This is a genomic window from Aquabacterium sp., assembly GCF_016195855.1.
Taxonomy (GTDB): domain Bacteria; phylum Pseudomonadota; class Gammaproteobacteria; order Burkholderiales; family Burkholderiaceae_C; genus Aquabacterium.
In genome coordinates, this window is sequence record NZ_JACPYU010000016.1 from 167,628 (window position 1) to 179,255 (window position 11,628).

The following is an 11,628-nucleotide window of genomic DNA, read 5'->3' on the forward strand; positions in this document are numbered from 1 at the left end:
GTTTTCGTTGTCGTGAACGCGACACCAGAGATCGGAGGGGATCTTATAAATGTGCATTCATCCCATTAGTCTAGGTTTGGCTTTGGCGCAACCTGGGCGAAATGGCTGGGATGAACGTAAAGTTCTGTGAATCAAGGGGGTTTAACGGACTCCGGTCGAGAATGATTCTCGATAGGGCTTGGGGTATTTACCCGGCAGCCTGGCCAGCCCTTTTGGCCTGGCGCTCCAGCACGCGTTCGATCACATCCACCAGCACCTGCGTCTGCTGCTCGACCTCGATGTTGAGCCGGTCACCCACTTTGTACTGGAACAGCCCCGTCACGCGGATGGTCTCGGGGATCAGGTTGACGCGGCAATAGCCACGCTCCGAATCGGCCTCAGCCAGGGTCAGGCTGCAACCGTTGATCGACAGGAAGCCGCGAGGGAACAGGTAGTTGCGCCACGGTGCGCGTACATGCAACTCCACATGCGCGCGGGGGCCATCCAGCACGATGGAGCTGATGCGGGCCGTGTCCGACACGTGGCCATACATGGCATGGCCACCGTTTTCATCACCCTGACGGGCCGAGCGCTCGATGTTGACCACGTCGCCCACCAGCCGGTCGCCCAGGTTCGTGCGCTCCAGTGTGGCGTTGATGGCGTCGAACGACACCAGCTCGCCATCGATCGTGACCACGCTCAGGCACACGCCGTCTACCGACACGCTTGCACCGATCTGCAGATCGTGGAGCAGCACCTGGGGGATGCGCAGGGTGAGGTGCAAGCCGCTGATGGTCGGGGTGAGGGTCACGACGCGACCGAGGCCCTGGACGATGCCGGTGTACATGATCGAAAAATCCTGTGGTTCAAGCCAAGCCGCCATTATCGTTGCGCTGCAACAAGCCTGGCTTGAGAGGGGCGTCGGGGCGATAGCGTGAAATAGGGCCGATGCGGGGTTTTACAAGGCCTGAACAAGCGCCGTTTCCCTCCGTGAAAGCGATAGACCATGCGGGGGTATGCAGGCCTACACTGAGTCTGTATCCAGGTTTCCTGCTGCGCGGCGAGCCTGTCGATCGTGATCAGGCATGACGCGGTGCAGCAGACCTCAGGAGGTCGTGATGAACGCACCGCTGCCGGCAGATGTGCTCAAGGCCCTGGCGACCCTGTCGCTGGACGACAAGTACGCGCTTGATCGAGGCCAGGCCTTCATGAGCGGGATCCAGGCGCTGGTTCGCCTGCCCATCCTGCAACACACCCGAGACGCCATGGTGGGCCTGAACACCGCTGGTTTCATCAGCGGCTATCGAGGCTCGCCACTGGGTGGGTATGACCAGGCCTTGTGGCAGGCCAAGCCCCACCTGCAGAAGCACCACATCGTCTTCCAGCCTGGCGTCAACGAAGAGCTGGGCGCCACAGCGGTATGGGGCACGCAGCAGCTGGCGCTGACACCGGGGCCGCAACGGTTCGATGGTGTCTTTGGCATGTGGTACGGCAAGGGGCCCGGCGTGGACCGTTGCTCGGACGTGTTCAAGCACGCCAACATGGCTGGCACATCACAGTACGGTGGCGTGGTGGCCGTGGCGGGTGATGACCACACCGCCAAGAGTTCTTCCGTGGCACACCAGAGCGACCACATCTTCAAGGCCTGTGGCCTGCCGGTCTTCTTCCCCAGCACGGTGCAGGAGATCCTGGACCTGGGCCTGCACGCCTTTGCCATGAGCCGCTTTTCGGGGCTGTGGTCCAGCCTGAAGGCCATTCAGGAGGTGGTGGAGTCATCCAGCACGGTGTCGGTGGACCCGGACCGTGTGCGCATCGTCCTGCCCGATGATTTCGTGATGCCCGAAGGCGGCCTGCACATCCGCTGGCCTGACGCCCCCTTGGCGCAGGAAGCGCGCCTGATGGACTACAAGTGGTACGCAGCCCTGGCTTACATCCGCGCCAACCGCCTCAACCACACGGTACTTGACAGCGATAACCCCAAGCTGGGCCTGATTGCCAGCGGCAAGGCCTACAACGACCTGCGCCAGGCCCTGCATGATCTGGGGCTGGACGATGACACCTGCCGGCGCATCGGCTTGCGCATCCACAAGGTGTCGGTGGTGTGGCCGCTGGAGGCCAGCAGCACGCGCGAGTTCGCCACCGGGCTGCGCGAGATCCTGGTCATCGAAGAAAAGCGCCAGATGATCGAGTACCAGCTCAAGGAAGAGCTGTACAACTGGCGCGAAGACGTGCGCCCCAATGTGCTGGGCAAGTTCAGCGAGCCCGATGGCGATTTCACCGGTGGCGAGTGGTCCATGCCCAACCCGGCTTCGCGCTGGTTGTTGCGTGCCAAGGCCGACCTGAACCCGGCCATCATCGCCAAGGCCGTGGCGCAACGCATCGAGAAGCTCGGCCTCCTGCGCGACATGGAGCCTGCCTTGCGCGAGCGGATCGCCGAGCGCCTGCGCGTGATCGAGGCCAAGGAGCAGGCCCTGGCGCACCAGGGCGCCAGCGTCGAGCGCGCACCCTGGTTCTGCAGCGGCTGCCCGCACAACACTTCCACGCGTGTGCCTGAAGGCTCTCGGGCCATGGCGGGCATCGGTTGCCACTACATGGCCATGTGGATGGACCGCAGCACGGGCACCTTCACGCAAATGGGCGGCGAGGGCGTGAGCTGGGTCGGCCAGGCGCCGTTCACCGATGAAAAGCACGTGTTCGTCAACCTGGGTGACGGCACCTACTTCCACTCGGGCTTGCTGGCGGTGCGCCAGGCCATTGCGGCCAAGGTCAACATCACCTACAAGATCCTGTTCAACGACGCCGTGGCCATGACCGGCGGCCAGCCCATAGACGGCACCTTGTCCGTGCCGGCGATGACGCGTGAGCTGCATGCCGAAGGCGCACGCCGCGTCGTGGTGGTCAGCGATGACCCGGACAAGTACCTGTCCATCGATGACCTGGCGCCTGGCGTGCAGGTGTTCCACCGTGACGACCTGGATCAGGTTCAAAAGGAGTTGCGCGAGGTCGAGGGCTGCACGGCCATCATCTACGAGCAGACTTGCGCCACCGAGAAGCGCCGCCGTCGCAAGCGCGGCACCATGCCCAAGTTGGCCAAGCGGGTGGTCATCAACGAGTTGGTGTGCGAAGGTTGTGGCGACTGCGCTGTGCAGTCCAACTGCCTGAGCGTCGAACCGGTTGAAACCGAGTTCGGGCGCAAGCGCAAGATCAACCAGAGCTCGTGCAACCAGGACTTCTCGTGCGTGAAGGGCTTCTGCCCCAGCCTGGTCACCGTTGAAGGAGGTCAACTGAAAGCGCCCAAGGCCAAGGAAGGTGCGCCTGACCTGAGCAAGCTGCCCCCGATCCCCGAGCCTGATCTGCCCGCGGCCACATCGGCCTACGGCATCGTGGTGGCCGGCATTGGCGGCACAGGCGTCATCACCATTGGCCAGTTGCTGGGCATGGCGGCGCACCTGGAAGGCAAGGGCGCGGTGACGCAGGAGTCAGCCGGCCTGGCCCAGAAGGGCGGGGCCACATGGAGCCACATCCAGATTGCCGATACGCAGGACGCCATCTTCACCACCAAGGTGGGCATGGCCGAGGCTGATTTGGTCATCGGTTGCGACCCCATCGTGGCGGCCCATGCGACCACGGTGTCGGTGATGCGCAAAGGCCGCACGCGTGTGGCGCTCAATACGCATCACACGCCAACGGCCGCGCTGATGCAGGATGCCAGTTGGCAGTTCCCGGCCGGCCACTGCGACCAGGTTCTGGCCGACGAAGTGAGCGTGCAGGCAATCAAACGGCTGGATGCCGTGGCCCTGTCTACCCGCCTGCTGGGCGATGCCATCTACGCCAACCCCCTGATGCTGGGCTACGCCTGGCAGATGGGCTGGGTGCCCTTGAACCTGGCCTCCTTGACCCGGGCCATCGAGCTCAACGCCGTGCAGGTGGAGCGCAATCTGGCGGCCTTCGAGTGGGGGCGCCGTGCCGCGCATGACCCGGTCTTTGTGGCCCGCATGAGCATGCCCGCGCAACCGGTGCAATGGGCTGCGCGCCCGCTGCGTTATGGCAAGGAGGACCTTGACACGCTGGTGCAGCGCCGCATGGGTTACCTGGCCGAGTACCAGGACGAGGCCTATGCAGAACGCTACCGCGCGCTGGTCGGGCGCGTGCGCCAGGCCGAGTCCACCTTGAGCAGCACACGGCTGACCGAGGCTGTGGCGCGCCAGCTGTTCCGCCTGATGGCCTACAAGGATGAATACGAGGTGGCTCGCTTGCTGACGTCCAAGGCCTTCAAGGCCCAGCTGGACGAGCAGTTCGAGGGTGACTGGCGCATGGTGTTGCACCTGGCGCCGCCATGGTTGGGTGGGGCCAAGAGCCCGGCTGATCGCCCACGCAAACACGATTTCGGGCCCCTGTGGCAGTTGGGCATGCGTGGCCTGGCGACGTTACGCAGGCTGCGCGGCACCTGGCTGGATCCGATGGGCTACAGCCATGATCGCCGTGAAGACCGGGCCGTGCTGGCGCAGTACGTGGGCATGCTGGAAACCATCTTGCGCACGCTGAATGCTGAGAACCTGGATACCGCTTGCAAAGTGGCCGAACTCGCCGACAAGATCAAAGGCTATGGCCCTGTGCGTCACGCGAACCTGGTCCCGGTACAGGGTGAGTGGGCCAGGTTGATGACGGCTTTCGGCAAGGCGTGATCAAGGCCTCGCAGGTGCGCGATCGGCGCGATCAGCGTGAGCAGTCCAGCCCGTAGCGCTTCTTCAACTCCTTGATGTCCGACTCGGGCGCGTGCGAGAGTTGGGCGCAGGTGGTGAAGTTGCCGCGCATGATGCGGGTGTCGGCCTCGGTGTACATCCAGTCCACCACATCAGCGCGCTTGAAGGGCACCTGCTGTGAGAACTGGTACTTCTTGACGATGGTCGGGATGGCGCTGATCGTGCCCTTGTAGCCGCCCTTGTCCAGGATGGTGAAGGGTGCCAGCCAGACGTATTCGAGCTTCTTGCCATCTCGCAGCGCCACGCGCACGGAGATGTTGCCGATATTGGGGTTGCGCACCGACACCGTCTTGATGAAGTCGTCGAAGGTGGCTTGCGCCTTCTTCACGGCGGCTTTCATGGCCGGGTCTTCGGTGTCGATCTCGACCACTTCATCGGGTTTGGCGGCCGCTTTTTGCGCGGCCTTCTGGTCCGACTTCTGGTCGGCTTTCGGGGGCACCTTGTCAGCCAGCGCCTGTTGCGCAGTCAGCAAGAGCAGGGACGCCAGGGCGAAACTGTGGAATCGGTTCATGTTGTGAGAGCGGCAGGGTAATGCGTTGCCCCGCAGTCTACCCATCTCGGGTGATGCCGACCTAGCTGAAACCCCTGAGCTTGCGCCGGGAGAATCGCGTGCTACCCGGTGCCGTGCATCAAAGTGGGCTAAGGTGCCGGGCATGACGAACAGGGCCAGCACTGAAGATTTTCATCGCCATCAACGCATGCAGGGCCTGATTTTCGCGGTGGTCGGTGCGGTCGCGTTCTCTGGCAAGGCCGTGGTGGCCAAGCTGATGTACCGCATGGGGGCGGACCCGTTTTCGGTGGTTGGCCTGCGCATGGCCATGGCCTTCCCGATGTTTCTGGCCATGGCCTGGTGGGCAGGGCGCCAGCAGCAGGCTTCGGGTGAGGGCGCCCGTCTCACGCGGGGGCAGTGGTGGCAAATCGTGGGTTTGGGCTTTTGCGGCTACTACCTGGCCAGCACCCTGGATTTCATGGGCTTGCAGTACATCAGCGCCAGCCTGGAGCGCGCCATCCTGTACCTGAACCCGACCATCGTGCTGCTCCTGTCGGCGATCTGGCTGGGGCAGGTCGTGCGCTGGCCGCAGGTGTTCGCCATGTTGTTGTCGTATGTCGGCGTGGTCATCGTGTGGTTGCACGATTGGGATGCGGCGGCGCTGGTGGCCGCGGGTGCCCATGGGCTGCAGGCTCACCATGCAATCACCCTGGGCTCGGTGCTGGTGTTCCTCAGTGCCGTGTCTTATGCCATTTACCTGATGGGCAGCGGCCAGTTGGTGCAGAAGCTGGGCTCCCTGCGCCTGGTTGGGCTGGCGTCGTGTGCGGCTTGCGGCATGGCGCTTTTGCAATGGTGGGTGGTCACTTGCTTGAGCGATGGGCAACAGGGGCAGGTGGCCCACTTGCCTTGGCAGGCGTGGGCTTTGTCGGCCGTGAACGCCACTTGCTGCACGGTGCTGCCTGTCTGGCTGGTGATGCGTGGGGTGCAGCTGGTGGGGGCGTCCATGGCGTCCCAGGCTGGCATGGTGGGGCCTTTGTCGACCATCTGGATGGCGGCCTGGTGGCTGGGTGAGCCAGTGACCTGGCGCCTGATGGTTGGCACCGCCATGGTGTTGGCGGGGATCGTGATCCTGGCCAGGGCCAGCCGGCCTGGCAACGCTCAGACCGTAGCAGCTTCTGTCACGCGGGCCAAGGCCTGAACCAGCGCCTGGGCCTGCGATTGAATGGCGGGGGGCAGGGGCTGTGCGCCTTCCCGCACCTGGGCGATGTACTGCGCCGTATCGGCTGCAGCGTGGCTGACGGGTAGATCGGGCAAGGTCGTCAGCACGCCCTCTACGGGTGACAGGCTGCGCGCCTCGTCGTGCTCGCCACCAATGAAAACGTCGCACTTGGGCTGGCGGCGGGCATCGGCCACGGGCTCGCCTTCCGTGCCGCGCATCAGCATGGCGTTGGCGCGGGCATGCTGCAGATAGGCGCGCAAGGAGTGGGCGTATTCCGGGTGCGTGTGGTTGACCACGCGCACGCTGGGCACGTGGCCGTGCGAGAGCGTGAACGGGTCCAGCAACTTGGCAACCGAGTGGCCGGGGTTGCGCAGGCCGATGGTCCAGCGCACGGCCAGCAGCTTGTCCATGGCGGGGCACAGGTCGGCGATGTCCATGAAGGCCGGCAGGCCAGCCTGCCAGGCCGCGGCCAGCTCGGTGGCGCTTTGCACGACGGGCAGGCCCGCTGCCGTAAAGACCTGGGCGGTGGTCACGCGGGTGGGGTCGATGGACGGGCCGTGAACCAGCACGCCCACGCCTTGCCGCGCCAGTTCCAGCGCCAGCAGGGCTGTCAGATTGGGCAGCTTGCGCGCTCCGTTGTAAGAGGGCAGCACGACGATGCCTTTGGGCGCCACCCCGATCGCCTCGGACAGGTCAATGCAGCGCGCATGGGTGGCCTGCACAAAACCATCAAGCTCCTCGACGGATTCACCCTTGATGCGCATGGCCAGGCAGAAGGCGCCGATCTCCAGGTCGGTGACCTTGGCGTCCAGCACCTGCTCGAACAGGTCGCGTGCCTCGTCCACGCCCAGCGAGCGGGCGCCGTCTTTACCGCGGCCGATGATCTTGATGTAGGCAGCAATGCTCATATGGTGTGTCCCCGTCTTGGCGGGCCATTATCCCGCCGGACGTGGACAAACGCTGGCTTTGATCAAGTGGCCGACGCCACAGCCGGGTGGAGCTTGACGAGTTGCCGCAAGGCAGGGATGCAGGAGCCGCAGTTGGTGCCGCACTTCAAGGCGCCTTGCAACTGAGCCAGCCGCGCATCGGTGTCACCCTGGCAGGTGGCCAGCGTGTCGATGATGGCCGGCTCCGTCACATTGAAGCAGGTGCAGATCTGCTTGCCCTTGGAGACGACCGCCACCGGCGGCGTGGCACCGGGCGAGAGCAGGGCGCGGCCATAGGCATCGGCCAGCAACTCGTCTTGCAGCAGCGGCTTGATCCAGGCTTCTGCGCTGATGTCGCCGGCCAGCACGAAGGCGTCCAGCGTCAGGCCCTCGGCGGTGCGTTCCATGCGCATGGCACGGCGCTGGCCCCGGAACTTGTCTTCGTAGCGCAACACATCCACGCCCTCGATGCCCAGGATGGCTTCGATGCGGCTGATGAGTTCGCTGCTGGCGGCCTCCATGGCGGCGGCACGGAACAACACGCCCACCTTGCCCTTTTCATGCGGCTCACGGCCAAAGGGCACGCAACTGGTGAAGGCAAAGGCTGCCATCAAGGGCTTGAGCGCCTCACGCGCGGCCAGGGCTTCGGTTTCAGGCATCCAGGCCACGGCCAGCAAGCGCCAGGGCAGGCGGGTGGCCGTGATCTTGATGGCAGCGTGTTTGAGCTCTGGCTGCTTGGATTTGGGGCAGAAGGTGGGCACGGTCAGCGCGTTGACGCCGCTCATGGCCTGGCCCTGGTTGTCCAGGCCGCTGATGTACTCCTCGCCCCAGTGCATGGCCATGAAGGACTGCATGGGCGAGATGGCGTCGCTCGGCTGAGCCGGCACGATGATCTGGCCGCGCCGTGAGGCCACCTGCACCAGGTCGCCGGCCTGCAGGCCCATGCGGGCCATGTCGCCGGGGTTGAGGTCGATGCTGGGCTCGCTGACGTGGCCAAAGAGCCTGCCCAGCGTACCGGTGCGGCTCATGCCGTGCCACTGGTCGCGCAGGCGGCCGGTGTTGAGGCTGAAGGGGTAGCGCTGGTCACGCGGCTCGCTCACCGGCTCGTAGCGCATGGCCGAGAACCTGGCCTTGCCGTCTTCGGTCGGGAAACGGCCGTCGGCATACAGGCGGGCCAGACCAGCCGTGGCGCCCTCGGGCATGGGCCATTGCTGCGGGCCGATGTTGTCGAGGATGGCGTAGCTCAAGCCCGTGATGTCCAGGTCACGGCCGCGCGTGGATTCGCGGTGCTCGTTCCAGACGGACTCCGGCGAGTCGTAGGGGAAGAGCGTCTGGGTGCCGGCGCGGTAGTGCGCCGTGCGCTGCGTGAGGCGCTGTTCCAGACGGCGGCCGAAGTCGCTGAGGATGGCCCAGTCGTGGCGGGCTTCGCCGGATGGGGGCACAGCGGCGTTCACACGGCTGATGCGGCGTTCGCTGTTGGTGACCGTGCCATCTTTTTCACCCCATGTGGTGGCGGGCAGCAGCAAGTCGGCAAACGCGCAGGTGGCCGTGGTGGCAAAGGCTTCTTGCACGACCACGAACTCGGCCTTCTCCAGCGCCTTGCGCACGGTGGCCTGATCGGGCAGGGACTGGGCAGGGTTGGTGCACGCAATCCACAGTGCCTTGATCTCGCCTCGGGCCGCGGCCTCGAACATCTCGACAGCGGTCTTGCCCGGCTGCGCGGGGACCTCGTCCACGCCCCACAGGGCGGCCACCTCAGCACGGTGCGCCGGGTTGGCCAGGTCTCGGTGGGCGCTCAGCAGGTTGGCCATGCCACCCACCTCGCGGCCGCCCATGGCGTTGGGCTGGCCGGTCAGCGAGAAGGGGCCGGCCCCGGGGATGCCGATCTGGCCTGTGGCCAGGTGCAGGTTGATCAGTGCGGCGTTCTTGTCCGTGCCGCTGCTGCTCTGGTTCAAGCCCTGGCAGTAAAGCGACAAGGTGGGCGTCTGCGCGCCAAACCAGCGTGCAGCCTGGACCAGATCGGCCACGGGGATGCCGCAGGTGCTGGCCACGACTTCGGGGGTGAAGTCGTGCACGATGGCCTGCAAGGCCTCGAAGCCTTGTGTGTGGCGGTTCACATAGGCCATGTCGATCAGGCCATCGGCGATCAGCACGTGCAGCATGCCGTGGAACAAGGCCACGTCCGTGCCCGGCAGGATGGGCAGGAAGAGGTCGGCCATGTCCGCCGTTTCGGTGCGGCGCGGGTCGGCCACGATCAGCTTCATGGCCGGGTTGGCGCGCCGCGCGTCTTCAATGCGGCGGAACAGGATGGGGTGCGCATAAGCCGTGTTGGCACCCACGATGAACAGGGTCTGCGCGTGCTTGAAGTCGTCGTAGCAGGCGGGTGGGGCGTCGCTGCCCAACGTGGCCTTGTAGCCAGCCACGGCGCTGCTCATGCACAGGCGCGAATTGGTGTCGACGTTGTTGGTGCCGATCAGGCCCTTCACCAGCTTGTTGAGGACGTAGTAGTCCTCGGTCAGCAACTGGCCGGAGCCATAAAAGCCCACGGCGTCCGGGCCGTGCTGGCGGATGATGGCCGCGAACTTGTCGGCGGCTTCTTCAAGGGCGGTGTCCCAGGCGATGGGCGCTGGCGCTTCACCACGTTGGTCGCGCCGCATGGGGGCCAGCAGCCGCGTCTGCTGGGTGACCGCTGGCGATGCGGTGAGGTGCAGGGTGCTGCCCTTGGTGCACAGGCGGCCGAAGTTGGCCGGGTGCTGCGGGTCACCCTGGACCTGGATGATGCGGCCCTGGCGTGATTCGATCAATACACCGCAACCGGTGCCGCAATAGGGGCAGGTGGCGCGGGTGGTCTGGGTGCCGGCGGCAGGGGCGAGTTCGGGCGCGCCCAGTGTGGCGCTGATGTTGTTGCTCACGGTGCTTACTCCGCCGCCTTGACGGTTTCGAGTGCGAGGCTGTTCAACTCATCCAGGTCCAGATAGACCTGGCCAGCCTCGACCTTGACGGAGAACTTCGGCGTGCAGCCTTCATCGGGGGCTTTCGCGCAGCCGTTGTCCAGCCCGATGGTCCAGTTGTGCAGCGGGCAGGCCACGCTGTGGCCGAAGACGATGCCCTGGGAAAGCGGGCCGCCCTTGTGGGGGCAGCGGTCCAGCAGGGCGAAAACCTGGTCATCTGCCGCGCGGAAAACGGCCACTTCGCCACCCTGCTTGCGCTGCACGCGGCGTGCACCCAGTTTGGGGATGTCTTCAACGTTGCAGATGGGCTTCCATTGGCTCATGGCAATTCTCGGTTTCGTTGTGCTTCTCAGCGGGTGGTGGCGACGGGTGTTCGCCAACCTTCAATTGTTGGTCCAAAGAACGATGCGGTCAGGCCGCGGGTTCAGCAGGGCGCGCGACCGCCCCACCTCACCTGATTCACGCCAGCTTGCTGTACAGGCCGGTCACCTTGTCCATCACCTGCAGGATGTTTTCACTGCTGGTGAAGACCTCGGTGGCATGGTGCAAGCTGCCAGTGTTGTCCCCGATGCGGGCAAGGGCGTTGTCAAAAAAGATCCATTGCTGCCTGGCCAGCTCCAGCTCCTGCTTGATCGCGGGCGTGGCCTGTGGCGCACTGCTCAGCATGGTCAGGGCTTGCGCAAATTCCTGGCGCGCCACGTTGAGCTCCTTCACCTGCTCCGGCACCGCTGCGCCCCAGCTTTGGCTGAGGTAGAACTTGGCCGTGCGTTGCGACAACATGCGCTGGCGGCCCGCCACGTTCACGAGCTTGCCGGTTGCCTTGCCCGAGTATTGCTCCAATTGCGCCGTGCACTGGTGGGTCAGCTTCAAGACCTTGGCGTCCAGGCCCAACAGAATGGGTGCTGCGCTGCGATCAGGTGCCGAGCCCACCAGGGCCGATTTGTAGTCGCTCCACACAGGCTCCAGCGCCTTGTAGCTGGCCTCGATTTCAGGTGTCGGCGCATAGGCTTTCAACTCCACGAACTGGCGGTCGAACCAGGCCATGGAGTCAAACAGGATCTTTTCGGCCCGCTTCACATCCACACCCTGGCCCAATGCCAACCAGGCCTTGGCCATGCGCTGAGACAGCATGCGCTGGCGACCAGCCTTGTTGATGGCCTCGTTCAGACTCGAAATCTGCGCCGAGGCGGGGGCGATCCATGAAGCGCCTGCGGCCAGGGCCAGGCTCTGCTTCAACCATATACGACGACTTTCGCGGCGACTTTCAATCAACTGCATGCTGCCCCCCGACAGGGGTCTC

The 11,628-nt window shown here is 64.9% G+C and carries 8 protein-coding genes; 2 read left to right on the top strand and 6 right to left on the bottom strand.

The annotated features are described in order from the left end of the window. Positions 1 to 187: 187 nt before the first annotated feature. Positions 188 to 826, bottom strand: coding sequence for a riboflavin synthase subunit alpha (locus HY019_RS14150; RefSeq protein ID WP_290693161.1), 639 nt, complete (start codon positions 824 to 826; stop codon positions 188 to 190). A gap of 271 nt (positions 827 to 1,097) precedes the next feature. Between HY019_RS14150 and HY019_RS14155 the strand changes: the two genes are divergently transcribed. After that, positions 1,098 to 4,664 carry an indolepyruvate ferredoxin oxidoreductase family protein gene (locus HY019_RS14155; protein ID WP_290693163.1) on the top strand — a complete coding sequence of 1,189 codons (3,567 nt, stop codon included), beginning with the start codon at positions 1,098 to 1,100 and terminating at the stop codon, positions 4,662 to 4,664. 31 nt (positions 4,665 to 4,695) lie between these two features. On the opposite strand, the gene HY019_RS14160 is transcribed toward HY019_RS14155, so the two are convergent. Continuing rightward, the gene (locus HY019_RS14160) at positions 4,696 to 5,253 is read right to left on the bottom strand and encodes a DUF2314 domain-containing protein (RefSeq protein ID WP_290693166.1); all 558 of its coding nucleotides are present in this window, start codon (positions 5,251 to 5,253) and stop codon (positions 4,696 to 4,698) included. A 142-nt stretch (positions 5,254 to 5,395) separates the two neighbouring features. Between HY019_RS14160 and HY019_RS14165 the strand changes: the two genes are divergently transcribed. After that, positions 5,396 to 6,430, top strand: a complete 1,035-nt coding sequence (locus HY019_RS14165) for a DMT family transporter (RefSeq protein ID WP_290693169.1) — start codon at positions 5,396 to 5,398, stop codon at positions 6,428 to 6,430. Here the strand turns inward: HY019_RS14165 and ybiB are convergent. From ybiB to HY019_RS14185, 4 genes are all read right to left on the bottom strand, one after another. Beyond that, positions 6,391 to 7,359 carry a DNA-binding protein YbiB gene (ybiB, locus tag HY019_RS14170; RefSeq protein ID WP_290693173.1) on the bottom strand — a complete coding sequence of 323 codons (969 nt, stop codon included), beginning with the start codon at positions 7,357 to 7,359 and terminating at the stop codon, positions 6,391 to 6,393. The two genes, HY019_RS14165 and ybiB, sit on opposite strands and share 40 nt — an antisense overlap. Before the next feature lie 62 nt (positions 7,360 to 7,421). Then, on the bottom strand, positions 7,422 to 10,289 hold the full coding sequence (locus tag HY019_RS14175; RefSeq protein WP_290693176.1) for a nitrate reductase: 2,868 nt from the start codon (positions 10,287 to 10,289) through the stop codon (positions 7,422 to 7,424). A 5-nt stretch (positions 10,290 to 10,294) separates the two neighbouring features. Continuing rightward, a complete protein-coding gene (gene nirD, locus HY019_RS14180) occupies positions 10,295 to 10,651 on the bottom strand; it encodes a nitrite reductase small subunit NirD (protein ID WP_290693178.1) in 357 nt (118 codons plus the stop codon). 136 nt (positions 10,652 to 10,787) lie between these two features. Further along, on the bottom strand, positions 10,788 to 11,606 hold the full coding sequence (locus HY019_RS14185) for a type IV pili methyl-accepting chemotaxis transducer N-terminal domain-containing protein (protein WP_290693181.1): 819 nt from the start codon (positions 11,604 to 11,606) through the stop codon (positions 10,788 to 10,790). Between the last annotated feature and the right edge of the window lie 22 nt (positions 11,607 to 11,628).